A 17,818-nucleotide genomic window follows, 5' to 3' on the forward strand; every position below is an offset into this window, starting at 1 on the left:
AGGATTTAAAAAAGGCTTCGACTATAGTTACAATTAACAATTATAACTATCAAAATTACTTTTATGAAAAAAATCTTTTTTAAAATCATGGCATCCGCAGCAATGAGCATGGCTGCATTTATGCTTTTATCATGTGATAATTCTGACAACAACATGACAGACATGCCCGTTCAGAGAACGATTACCTTTGAAAATGTCGTTAGTCCAAAAGACTTTGTGCAGAGCGGGAGTTTTCAAGGCACAGGAACTCCTCCTATCATTATGCCCGGACAATCAACATCTATTAAGTTCAGTGCAGGAAAAACACAGGCGTTGATGTTTGCCACTATGTACGGAGCTTCCAAAGACTGGTTTTTCGCGTCACAACAACCAGGGATTAAGCTTTTTGATGGAAATGGAAATGCTATAACGGGTGATGTTTCTTCAAGCGTCCTTTTATGGGATAATGGAACGAAAGACAACGTGACCGGTCAACCAGAAAGTAAGTCTATTGCACAAGTACCTAATGTAAATGCCTCACAATTGATGAAGCTGAATCTGGCATACGATGATGTAACTTCTGAGTTTACCTTAACCATTACCAATACTTCCGGAGGAACTGCCAACCAGACTCCTTTTTCTCCCGGTGTATGGGCTGTTTCAAATTATAATGGCACTCAGCTATTGAACAGTGCTCCATTTTTCACCCCTAACGCTTTATCCAATCCTGAGATTACAGATATTGCTCAAATGGGAGACATTAGTAAGATGATGACAAAACTTAATGCCAATACAGGAATTATGACTGGCCTCTCCCCTGCCCTCGTGGTCATCTACCGTGGTGATAAAAATCCAATTTATGAATTAGGAAAAGCAGACAGCGGAATGGGATTGAAAAACATTGCACAATTCGGAAATGTAACTCAGCTTCAGGCCAGTTTAAAATCTTTACCTAACGTGAAGGGTGTATATGTTGCCGGAAATGCTCCTGTTCCTCCGGGAAATAAGATTTCAACAAATTTCTCAGCAGATTCGGGAGATAAAATTGCCTATGCCACCATGTTTGGCTTTTCCAATGATTGGTTCTATGCTAACGAACAAAGCATCGAAGCCGGTACGAAAGGAGACCTTACCTCAAAAACCATGTTGTTTGATTCCGGAACAGGGATTGATCAGTATCCGGGAGCAGGAAATCATCAGGCTCTATTTGGAGGAACTCCGCAAAGTGAAAACAAGGTCATTTCAAAAGTAGGAACAGTATATCCTGTACCGGTAGTACAAAATGTTATTAAAGTAACGGTAAACTAATCATATCCTCATCCTTACATAAAAAAGACCAGACAGTTTTCTGTCTGGTCTTTTAATTCAATAGATAAAGTTAAGAGGTCGGAAGTCCGAGATATTGTAAATACGAATCAAGCAAATTTTTATCAAATACAGGCTCCTTAATACCTGAACCTTCTAAAAACTGAATAACATTAGAACAATCCCATACATAGGTATTCTGGTATAACTCAACAGTAGACAATCCTTCATGCATATTATCTTTGAAAAGGCTTGTCAATGGATACAAGCGGTTTTTACTGTCATCTTCCCATTGTTTTCTCCATTCTTTATACGGAAGGCTATGTAGCGTAAATGGATAGTACTTTTTGATTAATCCAAAGAAGTCCTCCAGCGTGAGATTGGTTTCAGGGCTGGCTATCAAATTAAACTTCTTCCCTATAGCATCTTTATTTTTGGTGATATGAGCCATCGCTTGCGTCATATAATCTACGGTAATAAGACCTTCTCTCAGCTCTGTCAATGCAGGATAAGATTTAAATTCCACACAGTTTTTCACTAATCCTGACCACCACTGATAAGGAGCATTCGCACCCGTTTTGCTATGACACATTGCATATCCCAGGCGATATGTAATTAATGGCAGACCTTCTTTCGCCGCTAAATCCGCTACAGCTTCCATCACCCATTTGCTTCTTACATATCCAATATCTTTACTTACTGACATTAGATTCTGAGCAATATCATCAGACTCCAGCATCACTGTCTTCCCGGTAAATATATGCCCCCAGCTATATACCGATATCGTAGATAACAAGGCCAGGCATTTGGTTCTTTCAGCTCCTGCCAGTTTGATGATTTCCCTTAACCCTTCTACATTTGGCGCTTTCATATAAGAATAGGGCTCAATGAAATTTACTGAACTCCCAGAATGATAGATTACATCAGTTTTTTCTGCCAGCATTTTGAATGTTTTTTCTGAAAGCCCTAATGAAGGTAATGCCAGATCACCGATTACAGGGATAATTCTTGCTTTCTGTTCTGTTTTTGGAGGAATATGGTACTGCTTGAAGCAACGATCAATTTTTTCCATTGCATGAAATTCATCCTGGGCTCTTATCAGGCAATAAATATCTGCCACGGTACTATCCAGCAACTCCTGAAGAAGATGAATTCCGACAAAGCCTGTAGCTCCTGTTAAAAATATGGCCGTTGGGTTCTCTATTTGTTTTGGATCAAAACCACCCGCAAATACCGTCCCCGGCGCAAGGTAAACATCCTGTTGTAAAGCTACATACGGCTCCATATCCTCCACAGCTCTCGCTTCTCTTATCTCCTTAGAACGTGCAATTAATACTTCTGAAAGTTTTTGTAATACAGGATACTGATAGATATCCCTCAGATAGACTTTCACATTCAACCTTCTTTCTAACGCAACTGCTACTACAGCTACCAGGAGAGAATTTCCTCCGATATCAAAAAAGTTATCTGTTATATTAATGACAGGCCGTTCTAATTCTGAAGACCAAAGATCAGCTATTATTCTCTCCGTCTCATTGGTTGGAGGTTCAAACGAAACCAGTTCTTTTGCTTCTTTATCAGCCAGTTCTTTTAGATATTGGCTATCTGTCTTTCCATTTGGGGTTAAAGGTATTTTATCTATAAAAATAATCTGAGCCGGGATCATATATCCAGGCAACTCTTCCTTCAGAAGATTTCTGACTGATACAATATCCTTTTGTGCACCGGATTTTAATACTACAAAAGCAACCAGATATTTGTTACTTCCTGCAGTCTCTTTTGTAATAACTACCGCTTCCCGCACCTCACTCTGTTGAACAAGTACCCGCTCTATTTCTCCCAGCTCCACCCTAAATCCACGGATTTTCACCTGATTATCCATTCTTCCCAGAAATTCAATATCACCATCCGGTAACCATTTGGCCAGGTCTCCGGTACGATAGAGTCTTTGAGCTTCATTGAATGGGTTGACAATAAATTTTGTATCTGTAAGTTCCTGATTATTAAGATAACCTCTAGCTAAAATATTCCCACCAATATAAAGCTCTCCTATTGCACCTACCGGAAGCAATTCCAGCTGTTCTCCCAAAATATAAGCCTGGGTATTAGCTATAGGTTTACCAATTGAAGAAACGTACTTTCCATCTACATCTTTCACCTTTTTGAAAGTTGCAAATACTGTACATTCAGTAGGTCCGTAATAATCTACCAGTTCAAATTGCAGCTCAGTAGTTAGAACAGGTTTAAGTTTTTCACCACCTGTAAAAAGATACTTCAAAGTTAAATCATCATAATTTTTGGAATGATTCACTACTGTTGGAGCCAGCACCGTCGGGGCAAAGCCATGGGTGATACGATGTTTACGGTAATAATCTATTAAAGCCAAAGCATCTGTCCGTTCTTCTTCATCAGCTATAAAAAGTGTTGCTCCTGCGGTTAATGCAGACCAGACTTCCCATACAGAAATATCGAATGCCAGACCCGCCACCAGAGATAATCTTGAAGTATGATCTACATGAAAATGATGATTATGCCATGTGACAAGATGTTGAATAGCTTGATGCCCTACCATTACTCCTTTGGGTTTTCCGGTGGACCCGGAAGTATAGATGGTATACGCAAGAGAATTTGTGTTTGTAGCATCAATAAACTGATCAACCGGCCGCCCATCAAGATTTGTCATCTTGTCCAGATCCATTATTTTAGACTGTTCCCTATCGGATAAAAGAGCTCCTAAACGAATATTGGTAATGATTATTTCTGAAGAAGTATCTGAAAGAATATACTCTACTCTTTTCACCGGGTAAGCAGGATCAATTGGAACATAAGCAGCTCCCGTCTTGATAATCCCAAGAACAGCTACGATCCACTCTAAGGATCTGTCCATCCATACAGGAACATACTTGCCTTCTTTTATGCCCTTCGCTATCAGAACATTGGCAACCTGGTTACTTCTTAGATCCAGTTCCCGATATGTTATTTTCTGATCACGATATACAACGGCCGTATTTTCAGGATGAAAGTTTACTATTTTCCGGAAAAGAGAGTTCAATGTTTCTTGTTGCTGATAATCCCAACCGGTTTTGTTAAATTCATTCAATAATTTCTCTCTGTCTTCAGAGGACAATAATACAGCCTCTCCTAAAGACTGTGATTCTACTTTTTTTGTTGTGTCTGACATTTTTAAGTGATTTGGTTAAGTATTTTATTATGGTTCTGATTTTCAATAAAAGACAATTTCTCTCCCGCTCCTATAAAAAACATAGAAGCATTGTGGAACATAGGCAACACAATTAATGAGCTAAATGTGGTTTCCTGCCTTTGTATGTAATTCGTTGATATAAATAATAGAGACCAATGAGAAACTCATTTAACCTCAACAGAAAATATTATGTATTTTTTTAAGTTTTGGCACTTAAATGCAAACTATTTTTTAATAAATTAATTTTCATAATTAAATATTTATATTGATTCAATAATCAAACTTAACATAATATTTTGAATAAATCGTTACATAATTATCATACAGTGCCTATTTTGAGAATAACTTTTTTAAAAACCCCGAAAAACTGAGAGATAATAGGCTGAATGACAAAACAAAAGCCCGCTTTTAATCAAGGAAATAATAGAAAAAATAAAATAATCCAATATTTAATCATAATATTAGGAATTTAATAATACAGGAATAAGAAGGAGTTTATCCCGAAAATGCATAGAATTTGCGAATCAGCCATTCCAGAACTCTCTATCTAAACTTCGATACTGAATGGCTTCAGAAATATGAGAGGAAAGAATGTTTTCAGATCCCTCAAGGTCAGCGATTGTTCGGGCAACCTTCAAAATTCTATCATAAGCACGGGCTGAAAGATTTAACTTTTCCATAGCTAATTTGATAAGATTAAAAGAGGTTTCGTCCAGTTCACAAAATGCCTCGAGTTCTTTTGGGCCTATTTGGGCATTGCTGCTTATATTCAAATTTTTATATCGTTCATTCTGAATATCTCTGGCCTTTAAAACTCTTTCTCTTATATCTTTGCTCTTTTCACCTTTCCTTTTTTCTGAAAGCTGTTCAAATTCGACCTTCTGAACTTCAATATGAATATCGATTCTATCCAGAAGCGGTCCGGAAAGTTTATTCATATATCGTTGCATTTCGTATACTGAAGACGTATTATTAGGATCATCCGGAAAGAAACCGCTCGGACTTGGATTCATAGAAGCAACAAGCATAAAACTTGCAGGATAATTTACGGTAAACCTTGCTCTGGAAATGGTAACCTCCCGGTCTTCCAGAGGTTGTCTCATTACTTCGAGTACAGTTCGCTTAAACTCCGGCATTTCATCCAAAAATAAAACGCCATTATGAGCCAGTGAAATTTCTCCCGGTTGCGGATAACTTCCACCACCAACAAGAGCAACATCGGAAATGGTGTGATGAGGTGATCTAAAGGGACGAACAGTCATTAAAGCAGCCTCAGTTCCTACTTTTCCCGCTACCGAATGGATTTTTGTAGTTTCTAATGCTTCCTTTAGGGTCAGTGGAGGTAAAATACTGGGTACTCTTTTGGCCAGCATTGTTTTCCCACTTCCCGGGGGACCAATCAAAATAATATTATGCCCACCGGCAGCTGCCACTTCCATAGCTCTCTTAGCGGTTTCCTGCCCTTTCACCTCTGAAAAATCAAAAGGAAAATCGTTAATCTTTTCCTGGAATTCTTTTTGGGTATCCAGTATCATCTTTTCAAGAGGTTTTCCTTCATTAAAAAAATCGATAACCTGTTTAATATTTTCTACTCCGTAGACATTCAGATTACTGACAATAGCAGCCTCTCTTGCATTTTGAATGGGAAGTATAATTCCTGTAAAACCTTCTTCTTTGGCTTGTATTGCAATAGGAAGTACTCCCTTTATAGGTTGTAAACTCCCATCCAGAGAAAGCTCTCCCATGATGATATAATTCTGAATTTCCTCTGCTAAAATCTGATCTGAAGCGGCGAGAATCCCGATAGCAATACTTAAATCATATGCTGAACCTTCTTTTCTTAGATCTGCAGGAGCCATATTAATCGTAATTTTCTTTCCCGGAATCTTATACCCCACATTTTTCAGTGCAGCAGAAATCCTGTAACTACTTTCTTTGATTGCATTATCTGGTAAACCTACCAAATGGTATCCTACTCCTCCCGTATCGACATTGACCTCGATCGTTATCGTTTGTGCAGCCACTCCATGAATGGCACTTCCGTAAATTTTAATCAGCATGGGTGTGTTTTTGAAGTAAAAATAACTAATATGCTATTTTACAAAGATGTGATTTCGATGGATGGAATTCTTTGAAAATGGATTAATGACAAATGGCATCAATAAAATCATGATTCATCCATTCACTCAAATTTGATTCTTTAAAAGTTTAGTTTAAGTCAAAAATCCGTCTTCCTCAATCTACAATTTTACTCCAGTATAAAGAGCTGATAGTATACATAAAATCGGCACAAATAAATTTGTGCCGATCTAACCACTATTGAAAACTAACGAAAAGATTATTTAATCCTATTTTTTTATGAATTTATTTTTGTACACATTTTTTCCATCTGTGCTTTTTGAAACAATAATATAATTTCCCGGTACCAGATGACTTACATCAATGGCCTGATGATGCTGGTGATCTTTTTTCTGCAGAACTAACTTTCCTGTCATATCAATGATTGAAACTTCTTTATATGATTTGTCAGCCTCTTTTCCGATATAAAGAAACTGAGCGGTAGGGTTTGGATATATTCTTAAACTATTATCTTTAGACCTTGTCTCACCTGTTCCCATATTTTCACAAAATTCCCAATTTCCAAAATTGAGTTTCACAAACGAGTTGGTTCCTAGAAACTTACATTGGTCAGGGCAATACTCCGTACAGGCATAAAATCCATACTGCCCTGATTCTGTAGCAGAGTAAGAATCACCTGTTACTCCACTGACTATACAAGGATCACCTGCTACAGGTGGGATATTACTGGGGAAGCATTTGTACCAGGTATGTACACCATATACAATAGGGAAAACATTATCAAATTTTACCGATGCTCCTTCACATACATTGATTTCTCCGGCACCAAGATCTTCATAGGTTCCCGGAGTAAGAGTAGTCATCATCGCGGGTAATCCATACACAAATCCATCGGCCATAATCGCCGGGCTCTCTGCGGTGCAGTCTCCCTGGCTCACTACTACTTTAAAATAATACAACTGATCGTTCCCACTGATCGTTAATTGTTGTGAATTGGCTCCCGGAATGGCTACCCAGGGGTTGTTATTAGGAGTTTGCCAGGTCCATTCCTGTTTGTACCATTGATAGTTGTCAAATACCTGAGTAGAAAGTACTTCATCTTCTGTTTCACAGAACAAAATCCTGTCCGGAAACTGTACGCCAAGCCTTGGGCTCGTAATAGTTGGATTGCATTGTGCTTTCATATTCAGCATGCTGAATACCAGAAAAGCAAAAAAAATTAATTTTGTTTTCATGTTTAAATATTTATGGTTGATGTTAATTTTTATATTCAATCAAGCAACAGCCTGAGTCCGAATTTCACATTAAACTGTAAGGGCTTTTCCTTGTAAATGGTATTTGGCGCGGTCTCATCCTTAAAATGATATCCTATTCCCGGCTCTGCGTAGACGCCTAGTTTATCAATAATCTTCAGTTGAAGTCCTACAGCTGTACTAACAGAAAACTGTAAAGGCTTGTTCTCCAATCGCTCCTTCGAAGTCTCTTTGATCTCATCGTCAACAACATAAGTCGTTGTAATTGTTCCTGCTATTGGTTTTTCAACCAAAGCACCTCCGGTTACATATCCGGTAAACCGCCCTTTCTGGATCACATTATAATTAACCTGAACCGGAATACCCAGATAATGAACAGACTGATCTCCTTTTATATAGTTGGTATCGGTTCCTGAATGAAGTTCCGAAGACAGTTTTGTATAATTCAATCCCGTGCCTATCCCCCATTTTTTTCCAAGATTATAATAAAGAGACAGCCCGAAGGTAACAGGTACTTTGTGTCTGATCCTCGCTTCTACAGGCTGGCTTTGATTAGCCAGCAATATCGCTGTCAATGGATTATCATCATATACGGAAGTACTCCAGGCCTGTTCGATATTCATTGGCTTTCCACTCATGGAAGCATATCCCGGGAATTGTTGTTCAGCGCCACTGGTTGAAGCATTTCCTGTAAGCATACTCAACATCCAGGATTTATCTTTTTGAGATTTGACAGTTTTATTTTTGGAGAGGTCAGCATATTTTTCAACTGGTTTTTCTTCTTTAAATACAACCTCACCAACTTTCTGATTCTTAGCAGGCTCACTTACGCTTTCCTTAGAGGACGGTAAAGTTTGAGCAACCTTACTTTCGTCATGTGATCCCTCTTCTTTATCTGCAACTATATTTATTTCAGATCGACTGGTCATATCACCTTTATTTTCTTCCAGATAGTTTCCTGGTTTTTTTTGTTTTAACACGCTTTCAGGGATAAAGGTCTTCAATATATTCTGAGCTAAAGAAATATCTTCTCTGTGCTTTTCTTCTTCTTCCGAATCACTTTTATTTTCTATATTTTCAAAGGCAGAAAGATTGTTGGGTTCCTTTTTAATATCTGTCTTTTTCTGAGAAAGCTTTTGGGCATCCTCACTACCTGAAAAACTGATTTTTAACATCAAAAAAAGCAACGCAATCGCTGCAGCAATACCTCCGATACGATAGAATAAGGATCTGCTCTTCTTATTTTTCCCAACGTCTCCTTTTGGCTCAACAGCATTAGCCTCAGGAGCGAACCCGGCAACGGTAGTATTCTCTTCTTTTTCAGAGAATAATTCATTGCTGACTTCATCCCACAACCCGTCAGGAACATCTTCTTCATGGTCTTCCATTCTGCTTCGCAGGCTATTTAACCATTCATTACTCATATTGTGCTTTTTTTGACGTTTTAAAATCTTTTATTTTCTGAACAAGCAGTCCTTTGGCCCGGTGAAACTGTGATGCAGAAGAATTTTCGGCAATTCCCAAAAGCAAGGCAATTTCTTTATGGCTTTTTTTCTCAAATACATACAGGTTAAAAACGGTACGATATCCATCCGGGAGCCTTCTGATCATTTCCATAATATCTTCCCGTGGAATTTCATCAAAGTCAGGTTCTTCGTCATTTGGGATATCAGGAAGGTCGTTTATCTCAATATTTGAAGTGAAATTTCCTTTCTGTTTTATATGCTTTAATGCTTCATTTACCGTAATCCTTGTCATCCATGCTTTTAAAGATCCGTTCCCCCTGTATTCAAAGGATCCTATGGAGCGGAACATCTTGATAAAACTATTTTGAAGGATATCATGAGCATCCTCTTTCTCAGCTACATAACGGGAACACACATAGGACAGATTTCCGGAATAGGCTCCAAAAAGCTCTTTCCAGGCAGCCTCCTTCTTCTGAAGAAGGTGTTGCACCAAAATCTGTTCTTTACTTTCTTCCATATATATCAGCCCGCCGTATCTTATTAAATATCTACTGAAATTTTAAGCAAAAATAGATTGCATCTTATAAAACGCAACCCATTTTTGGCAATATCTATAATTAATTTTTTATACAGAATGGAAAATTATAATTAATCACCTCATACGGTGTGATGTCTGTTCCATCTACATTAATTTTCTCTGCAACGATAGCATATCTCAATGATTGATCCATTCCTACAAAAAAGCCTTTTTGTTTAGCAACCAGTGTTACTTTCGTATTCTTTGTTGCTCCATCTACAGGAATCTTAAGTTCCAGTACTTTTGGAGTAAATACCAGTTCTAAAACATTACTGGCTGTATTTATGGTTGCCGTATAATTAAGATCATATTTCACTTTTCCCATTGCTTTCAGTGTAGTTTCTGCCTTTATCGGATCTTTAACCACATTTTTTACAATTTCAGCTATCGGAAATTCTGTAAAGTTGATGGTATCTTTTTTCACACTAAAGGCCTGTATTTTTTCTGTTTTGACACTTCCTTGTATGGTCACCAGCTTTCCTTTATAATTTCCTTTAACATCATCCAGCTTTACCGGTGGAATATCTGGTCCGTTATCATTATTACATGCTGATAAAGTAAAACCTGTTAGTAAGATTAAAAACACAATTAAAAATTGGGGTACTGTAAATTTCTTCATTACATTATTTTTTTCATTAAACATTAAAATATTTTCGAGTACTCATTTATATAAATCCAGTTTTCCGGAAATCTTGCACGTTTTTTAAAAAAAAACAAAATTTAATACGCAACCAATTGATTTAAAGCGTATAAAAATTCAAAATATTTTCTCTCTTGCAAATAGTTTTTACTTTTCTACCCAATTACAGGTATAAAAAAAGCACTATTTCCATGTATTGTCCTGACTATCCTTCTTGCGGTAGATTTGCAAATAATACAACTCAAAATATTATTTTGTTATGAAAATGCAAGGAGCAAAAAAAATTATTTCGGCTTTTTTTATACTGGCAATTATAGGAACAACGATCACTGCCTGCAGTAAAGATGGAGATGATCCGGGGGATGCAAAGGCAAGTATGAAATTTACGATTACCGTAAACGGAGCGGATTCTAACGATCAGGTTGATTTTGTTGTGGGAGCCGGAAATCACGATGCCAGTCAGTATGGAAATCCTGTATGGAAAATGAATGGAGCTATTCAAGGAAACGAAGATCATATTCAACTGGCAGTCGGAAACTTTACAGGCAACACTAAAACGTATGTGTTTGAATCTGTGAAACAGTTTAATTTTTCCAGCTTGAATGTTAGTGTGTCCAATTTAGATGGCGCTCCGGTTTCTATCAGCTATAAGGCAGAAGTCAACGGAAAAGTTGAAACCAATGAAACCAAATCAATAGCAGCTGATCAAATCTTTATTAAAGATTACTCATATCAGGCAAAATAGGGTAATCATATCAGATATTTTAATTCGTGGTAAGGCTGTCTCAAATCTGAGATAGCTTTTTTATTTGGACAGCCTATGCCCAAATAAAAAATTGTATTTTTAAAACGATTGGATTTTTTACTATCAGTTTAAAATAGCTCACTAAAAACCACAATATGAAAAATAACATTCAAATCATCAGCAATGACCAGGGTGAAACACTAGGTATAGCAGGAGGGAATTATCGGATCGTTGTTTCCGGAGATCAAAACAATAATGCATATGCCGTTATAGAAATGCTTGTTCCTCCGGGTGGTGGACCTCTTCCACATTCTCATCCTGAGATTCAGGAAATGTTCTACCTTGTTGAGGGGGAACTGGAGTTTAAAACTGAACAGGGCAAAAGCATTGTTAAAAAAGGAGGCTTTGTAAATATTCCTTTTAAAGGTGGGATACATTGTTTTAAAAATATTTCAGATCAATATGCCCGTATGCTTTGCACGGTAGTTCCTGCTGGTCTGGAACAGGTGTTCAGAGAAGCGGGAACCGCCGTAAGGCCAGGTGAGTTTTTACCTGTTGCTCCTCCGACTCCGGAAAGAATCGCTTTTTTAAAAGAGATTGATAAAAGATACGGCATGACCACCTACCCACCTGATTACCTGGAATAAGACAGAATTTAACGGCACCTGAAAATGAAAAAGGAAGCTATATCCAGCTTCCTTTTTTCTATTGACCATGTATCTACTTATTGTACACCACCTCCAAGCGCCCTGTACAAATCAACCTCAGCATTTAATCTTTCAAGGGTAACATTGATAGATTCAAGATCATTCTGTAGTTTGTTATTCTGTGCTGTAATCACCTCCAAATAAGTGGCCATACCGCTTTTATAAAGTTTTAGTGCATCATTTATTCCTTTATCCAGAATAGCCGTTCTTTGATCCAAAAGCTTTAATCTCTCAGAAGAACCTGTAGATTTTGCCATGGCATCAGAAACTTCACCAACAGCTGTCATAACTGACTGCTTAAAATTGATCGCAGCTTTCTCCTGTTCTATTAATGCCGTTTCATATCCTGTCTTCAGCTGTTTCTTCTGAAAAATAGGGGCTGCCAGATTGGCGGCTATGGCTTTGGTAATAGAACCCGGGATATCAAACCAGCTATTGAACTTATTGGAATTGACTCCAATTTGCGGGCTCAGGCTGATACTTGGATACATTGCAGCTTTTGCCAAACCTGTTTTTGCATTCAGACTGATCACATTGAATTCCGCTACTTTCAGATCAGGTCTTCGGCTCAGCAACTGTGCAGGAAGACCTTCTGATAATTTATTTTCAGGAATCATATTTTTCAAATTACCTTCTCTTTCAATCTTTGTTGGATATTCTCCACAAAGGATACTCAATGCATTTTCCTGAATGGAAATATTTTGTTTTGCCAACGGAATCAATAACTGAGCTGTCTTTTTCTGAGCCTCTGATTGCTGAACAGCCAATGAATTGATTTGTCCTGCGGTAAACTGAAGGTTCATCATTTTAAGTGTATTATCACTCAATTCAATGTTTTGTTCAGCTATTTTCATTTGCTCATCCAGACTGATCAGGTTATAATAAGCCTGTGCTACCTGAACTATAATACGGCTTTTGATTGCATTTAAGTTTTCTTTCTGGGCAAAATATTCTGCAGCAGCTGATTCTTTCTGCATTTTAGCTTTTCCCCAGATATCAACTTCCCAGGATAGTCTTAGAGTTGCGTTGAAATCATCAATATATTTCGTTCCTAAAAACTGTTCATTAAGAGATCCGTTAAGACTGTTCTTAGACGCCCAGCTTCTGTTTGCTCCTGCACTGAAATCCAAAGTCGGCATAAGAGACAACTTGGCCTGTTTATAAATCAGATCCAGTTGTTCTATATTCTTCAGGGCAATATTCACCTCGTTATTTCTGGTGAGGGCTTTATCTATTAACATGACCAGTTTAGGGTCTTTGAAGAATGTTTTCCATGGGAGCACTACCGTATCTCCTGTTACCTGTACAGATTCTTTGTATGTTTCAGGAATCTGAAGGTCAGTTCTTGTATATTTTTTTCCTACAGCGCAAGACATCAGTAATGATGCCATTGCGCCTGAAATAAGGAAATTCTTTATATTAAATAGTCTCATTTGTCAATTGATTTTGGATTACAGGATACTTCTTTTTGGATGAAAATTTCTCATCCAGATACTGGAAGAACATGTATAATACAGGGATTACAAATACTCCCAGAATAACTCCACTCAACATACCGATCGCAGCACTTACACTGATCGATTTATTTCCTGAAGCCATTCCTCCTGTTGAGATCATCAAGGGGATCATCCCTACAATGAATGCCAGTGAGGTCATGATAATCGGACGTAATCTGGCTTTTGCTCCTTCCAGTGCAGAGTCAAGAATTGAGAGCCCTGCTTTCCTACGTTGTACAGCAAATTCCACAATAAGAATGGCATTTTTCGCCAGCAATCCGATCAACATAATCAATCCTACCTGTACATAAATATTATTATCAAATCCGATCGCTTTTATTCCTAAGAATGCTCCTAATACTCCTGTAGGAATGGAAAGCATTACTGCCAAAGGAAGAATATAACTTTCATACTGTGCCGACAGAAGCAGGTAAACGAAAAGCAAACATAATCCAAGGATTACAACAGTCTGATTTCCTGCTGACTTTTCCTCTAAACTTAATCCTGTCCATTCATAGCTGTAATCGGAGGGTAATTTACTTAAGGTCTGCTCCATTTTATCCATCAAGGCTCCGTTACTTACTCCCGGCTTTGGCACCACATTAATGTTAAGCGAGTTATACAGATTATATCGTTGAACGGATTCCGGACCGTATACTTTTTTCAACGTGATCAAAGTATTTACTGGAACCATTTCTCCCTTGTCATTTTTGACAAAAATATCATTGAAGGCTTGTTCATCCATTCTGAAAACACCATCAGCTTTAATATTCACTCTGTAGAACTTTCCGAATCTGGAAAAGTTCTGAGACTGATCACCTGAGAAATAAGTCTGTACTGTTCCTAAGAGTTGGGCAACACTTACTCCAAGCTGTTTCGCTTTGTCTTCATTTACTTCAAGTTCCAGCTGAGGATAATCTGCTCTAAACATCGTGTAAGCATATGCTACTTCAGGAACCTGCATCAATTGTCCGATCAGGTCATCAGCCTTTGCTTTCAAAGACTGTGGATCTCTACTCATACGATCCTGTAATACGATCTCTGAGCCACTGGTCACTCCATATCCTTCCACGGGAGGCATTCTGAAGCTTATCACGCTTCCCTCTTTAATTTCAGCCAGTTTTCCATTCACAATATTCATGATCTCATCAATATCCTGAACTGCACCTCTTTCTTTTTTAGGTTTTAATTTCACAAATCCCATTGCATAGGCAGGTCCGGCACTATTACTTAACAGGTTAAATCCTGTAATGGATGTATTTTCCTGAATAGCCTCTACCCCTTTTAAAATCGTATTGATTTTATTGGATACCTCTGTCGTTTTTGTCAATCCTGTTCCAGGTGGCATGCTCAATGAATAAATAAAGAATCCATCATCTTCCATTGGGACAAAACTCTTAGGGGTACTCATCATTAACCAGGCGGATAGTCCGATGATTCCAGCTATTAATCCTCCTGCAATCCATTTACGTCCAATCAGGAACCTCACTCCTTTTGCATAGCGGTTCGTCATATTGTTAAACCCTGCATTAAACGCTATTGCAAATCGTTGCCCGAAACCTTTTGGTTTTTCTCCTTCTGCATGATGGTTTTTCAAAAATACTGCACACAAAGCTGGCGTCAGTGTCAATGCGTTTACTGCTGAGATGATAATAGCAATTGCTAGTGTATAGGCAAACTGCTTATAGAAAAGTCCAGCAGATCCTGACATAAATCCGATTGGAATAAATACGGCAGACATGACTAGCGTAATAGAGATTACGGCCCCGGTAATTTCCCCCATCGCTTTGTGAGTGGCATCTCTTCCCGAAAGGGTTGTTCCTTCCATATTACTGTGCACCGCTTCCACAACGACGATCGCGTCATCGACGACAATACCGATGGCCAATACAAGGGCAAAAAGTGTCAATACATTGATGGTAAATCCTAATACCAGCAGGAAAAAGAATGTACCGATAATCGCCACAGGAACTGCAATTGCAGGAATAATAGTAGACCTGAAATCCTGTAAGAAAATGAATACGACAATGAATACAAGAATAAACGCTTCTATCAAAGTAGATTTCACCTGGCCTGTCGCTTCATCCAATCTTTCTTTAGTACTCATTACCTTGGTATACTTTATACCGGGAGGAAATGATTTTGCCAGTTGATCGATCGCTTTATTAACTCCTATTTCAATTTCATTCGCGTTGGATCCTGTGGTCTGCATAATTGCGACAGTAACAGCATTCTTCCCGTTGGAAAGGTTATCTCCACTATTATTGATGGATCCAAACTCTACACGGGCTACATCTTTCAGCCTGATCACATTGGTTCCATCATTTTTGACGATCATATTTTCATACTGTTCCGGTGTGTTCTTTTTTCCTTTATAGCGGATTACATATTCCAGAGCTGCATCAGATTCTTCGCCCAGTTTACCGGGAGCCGATTCCAAACTGTGATCTGCAATTGCATTGGAAACATCAGCCGGAACAAGACCATATAATGACATTTTCTGTGGATTCAACCAGATTCTCATGGAATAATCTTTAATCCCGAAAATCTGTGCCTGTCCTACTCCTTTTACCCTTTTGATTTGTGGGATAAGGTTGATACTGGCATAGTTCTGAAGGAATTTTTCATCATATTGTTTATTATCCTCTGTATAGATATTGAAGATCAATACCATACTGTTCTGCTGTTTAGAGGTCGTTAACCCCATTCTTATTACTTCCTGAGGAAGTATGGGAGTGGCCTGCTGTACTCTGTTTTGTACATTTACTGCTGCCTGGTCAGCATTTACGCCTTGTTTGAATATGACAGAAATGGTAAAGGTTCCGTCATTACTGGCGGTGGATTTCATGTAGCTCATGTCTTCCACCCCGTTGATCTGTTCTTCCAGCGGCGTTACTACCGATCGTATCACCGTTTCACTGTTACCTCCGGGATAAGATCCTGAAACGGTAATCGTAGGTGGTGAAATATCCGGAAATCGGGTCACTGCAAGCTGGTTAAGTCCTATGATCCCTAAAATCACAATGATAAGGGATATTACTGTTGCCAGTACAGGACGGTCTATTATCTTTTTTAACATTTTCGAATGATCTAAGAATGATTATTAAAATTATTTTGAAGGAGCCACTTTAGCAACGACCTGGGCCCCATCTGTAAGAGCATCAATTCTGTTGATGGCAATTTTATCTCCTGCATTCACCCCTTCCTTGATAAAGTAATCCTGGGAAGTACTTCCTGAAACTTTAATCTGGGTCATTTTCACTTTATCCTTCCCTTCCAGTTTATAGACAAAATATTTATCCTGGATATCTTTCACTGAAGTTTTTGGCAGCTTTACAACTCCGTCCAGGTTATTGTGAATCATCACTCTTCCTGTCCCTCCCGATCTCAGGAGTTTATCCGGATTCTGGAAAACAGCTTTCATCTGGATACTTCCGGTAGTTCTGTCGAAGTTTCCACTGGCGCTTTCCAGTTTTCCTTTCAATGAATACATGGAACCATCCGCCAGAATAAGGTCTACATCTCCTGTGGTATTTCCTGATGCTGTGGCTCTGCTATGAGCAATAAAATCAGCTTCATTCATAGAAAAATAAACATTTACCGTATTGATGTTTGAAAGTGTCGTCAATGGAGTTGTATCAGAAGGACTAATCAGGTTACCAATTCTGTTCGGAATTCTTCCGATATATCCGCTTACCGGAGCTTTGATATAAGCAAAATTAGCATTGATCTTTGAAGAACCTAATGATGATTGTGCCTGTGCTACCTGTGCTGAAGCTGCTTTAAAATTGGCCTGTGCTGTTTTCAGCTGCATATCTGAAACTACTTTTCCTTCTACAAGCGGTTTTAATTTTTCAACTTCCAGTCTTGCTGTTTCCTGAGCAGCCACAGCGGCTTTTAAGGCCGCCTGATTAGTATTAACCTGTTCATTGTACACAGATGGGTTAATTCTAAACAATGTCTGCCCTTTGTTAACATATTGTCCTTCTTTAATATAAACGGCTTCAAGATATCCTGTAATCTGAGCTTTTATTTCTACATTATCCTGTCCTTCTATGCTTCCCGGGTAACCGGTGGAAACGTCTTCATCTCCTGACTTCACCTGAATAAAATCTGTCGGCAATGCCGGTACCTGTTGGGAATTTTCCTGAGCATTTCCTGAACCGCAGGAATACAATATTGCTGCTGCGATAAGGGGAAGGGCCAGATATCCTTTTCTGTAATTCATAACATTTGATTTTAAATTTTACAGGAGCAAAATAAGTTCATATAATAAGGATATTGATTTAGAAATCGGGTGAAACGTAGTTAATGGCAGATGAAGCGTATGATACCAAAAATGAAAAGAAAAGCGGTCAGTCAGGCGGTT

At 38.3% G+C, this 17,818-nt stretch carries 12 protein-coding genes; 3 read left to right on the plus strand and 9 right to left on the minus strand.

Translation table 11 applies throughout. From position 1 onward, the window contains the following. Positions 1–63 precede the first annotated feature (63 nt). Complete coding sequence (locus tag C1631_RS17775) at positions 64–1,287, plus strand: spondin domain-containing protein (protein WP_103246853.1); 1,224 nt, start codon at positions 64–66, stop codon at positions 1,285–1,287. Between the two features lie 70 nt (positions 1,288–1,357). Here the strand turns inward: C1631_RS17775 and C1631_RS17780 are convergent, their stop codons facing one another. From C1631_RS17780 to C1631_RS17805, 6 genes are all read right to left on the minus strand, one after another. Further along, on the minus strand, positions 1,358–4,465 hold the full coding sequence (locus C1631_RS17780; RefSeq protein ID WP_109713601.1) for a non-ribosomal peptide synthetase family protein: 3,108 nt from the start codon (positions 4,463–4,465) through the stop codon (positions 1,358–1,360). Between the two features lie 545 nt (positions 4,466–5,010). Continuing rightward, positions 5,011–6,546 carry a YifB family Mg chelatase-like AAA ATPase gene (locus C1631_RS17785; protein ID WP_109713603.1) on the minus strand — a complete coding sequence of 512 codons (1,536 nt, stop codon included), beginning with the start codon at positions 6,544–6,546 and terminating at the stop codon, positions 5,011–5,013. A 288-nt stretch (positions 6,547–6,834) separates the two neighbouring features. After that, positions 6,835–7,800 (minus strand): T9SS type A sorting domain-containing protein, encoded by a 966-nt coding sequence (locus tag C1631_RS17790; protein ID WP_103246864.1) that lies wholly within the window; start codon positions 7,798–7,800, stop codon positions 6,835–6,837. A 35-nt stretch (positions 7,801–7,835) separates the two neighbouring features. Next, a complete protein-coding gene (locus tag C1631_RS17795) occupies positions 7,836–9,242 on the minus strand; it encodes an outer membrane beta-barrel protein (RefSeq protein ID WP_109713606.1) in 1,407 nt (468 codons plus the stop codon). After that, on the minus strand, positions 9,235–9,801 hold the full coding sequence (locus C1631_RS17800) for an RNA polymerase sigma factor (protein ID WP_109713608.1): 567 nt from the start codon (positions 9,799–9,801) through the stop codon (positions 9,235–9,237). The genes C1631_RS17795 and C1631_RS17800 overlap by 8 nt, the downstream gene beginning before the upstream one ends. 100 nt (positions 9,802–9,901) lie before the next feature. After that, on the minus strand, positions 9,902–10,480 hold the full coding sequence (locus tag C1631_RS17805) for a DUF4840 domain-containing protein (protein ID WP_103246865.1): 579 nt from the start codon (positions 10,478–10,480) through the stop codon (positions 9,902–9,904). Between the two features lie 280 nt (positions 10,481–10,760). On the opposite strand from C1631_RS17805, the gene C1631_RS17810 reads away from it, so the two are divergent. Together C1631_RS17810 and C1631_RS17815 are read left to right on the plus strand one after the other, a co-directional pair. Next, the gene (locus tag C1631_RS17810) at positions 10,761–11,246 is read left to right on the plus strand and encodes a hypothetical protein (protein WP_103246858.1); all 486 of its coding nucleotides are present in this window, start codon (positions 10,761–10,763) and stop codon (positions 11,244–11,246) included. 155 nt (positions 11,247–11,401) lie between these two features. Beyond that, positions 11,402–11,893 carry a cupin domain-containing protein gene (locus C1631_RS17815; protein WP_103246859.1) on the plus strand — a complete coding sequence of 164 codons (492 nt, stop codon included), beginning with the start codon at positions 11,402–11,404 and terminating at the stop codon, positions 11,891–11,893. Between the two features lie 77 nt (positions 11,894–11,970). Here the strand turns inward: C1631_RS17815 and C1631_RS17820 are convergent, their stop codons facing one another. Genes C1631_RS17820 through C1631_RS17830 form a run of 3 tightly spaced genes read right to left on the minus strand, consistent with a single transcriptional unit; the run spans position 11,971 to position 17,677 of the window. Next, a complete protein-coding gene (locus C1631_RS17820) occupies positions 11,971–13,386 on the minus strand; it encodes an efflux transporter outer membrane subunit (protein WP_109713610.1) in 1,416 nt (471 codons plus the stop codon). Then, positions 13,373–16,528 carry an efflux RND transporter permease subunit gene (locus C1631_RS17825; protein WP_103248682.1) on the minus strand — a complete coding sequence of 1,052 codons (3,156 nt, stop codon included), beginning with the start codon at positions 16,526–16,528 and terminating at the stop codon, positions 13,373–13,375. Before C1631_RS17825 ends, C1631_RS17820 begins: the two co-directional genes overlap by 14 nt. Positions 16,529–16,558: 30 nt before the next feature. After that, complete coding sequence (locus C1631_RS17830; protein ID WP_109713612.1) at positions 16,559–17,677, minus strand: efflux RND transporter periplasmic adaptor subunit; 1,119 nt, start codon at positions 17,675–17,677, stop codon at positions 16,559–16,561. Positions 17,678–17,818 lie beyond the last annotated feature (141 nt).

Source organism: Chryseobacterium phosphatilyticum, assembly GCF_002899825.2.
GTDB classification, from domain to species: domain Bacteria; phylum Bacteroidota; class Bacteroidia; order Flavobacteriales; family Weeksellaceae; genus Chryseobacterium; species Chryseobacterium phosphatilyticum.

Excerpts from the sequence above, each read along its gene's own strand:
- C1631_RS17775 (WP_103246853.1), top strand. The coding sequence starts at position 64 with ATGAAAAAAATCTTTTTTAAAATCATGGCATCCGCAGCAATGAGCATG.
- C1631_RS17780 (WP_109713601.1), bottom strand. The coding sequence starts at position 4,465 with ATGTCAGACACAACAAAAAAAGTAGAATCACAGTCTTTAGGAGAGGCT.
- C1631_RS17785 (WP_109713603.1), bottom strand. The coding sequence starts at position 6,546 with ATGCTGATTAAAATTTACGGAAGTGCCATTCATGGAGTGGCTGCACAA.
- C1631_RS17790 (WP_103246864.1), bottom strand. The coding sequence starts at position 7,800 with ATGAAAACAAAATTAATTTTTTTTGCTTTTCTGGTATTCAGCATGCTG.
- C1631_RS17795 (WP_109713606.1), bottom strand. The coding sequence starts at position 9,242 with ATGAGTAATGAATGGTTAAATAGCCTGCGAAGCAGAATGGAAGACCAT.
- C1631_RS17800 (WP_109713608.1), bottom strand. The coding sequence starts at position 9,801 with ATGGAAGAAAGTAAAGAACAGATTTTGGTGCAACACCTTCTTCAGAAG.
- C1631_RS17805 (WP_103246865.1), bottom strand. The coding sequence starts at position 10,480 with ATGAAGAAATTTACAGTACCCCAATTTTTAATTGTGTTTTTAATCTTA.
- C1631_RS17810 (WP_103246858.1), top strand. The coding sequence starts at position 10,761 with ATGAAAATGCAAGGAGCAAAAAAAATTATTTCGGCTTTTTTTATACTG.
- C1631_RS17815 (WP_103246859.1), top strand. The coding sequence starts at position 11,402 with ATGAAAAATAACATTCAAATCATCAGCAATGACCAGGGTGAAACACTA.
- C1631_RS17820 (WP_109713610.1), bottom strand. The coding sequence starts at position 13,386 with ATGAGACTATTTAATATAAAGAATTTCCTTATTTCAGGCGCAATGGCA.
- C1631_RS17825 (WP_103248682.1), bottom strand. The coding sequence starts at position 16,528 with ATGTTAAAAAAGATAATAGACCGTCCTGTACTGGCAACAGTAATATCC.
- C1631_RS17830 (WP_109713612.1), bottom strand. The coding sequence starts at position 17,677 with ATGAATTACAGAAAAGGATATCTGGCCCTTCCCCTTATCGCAGCAGCA.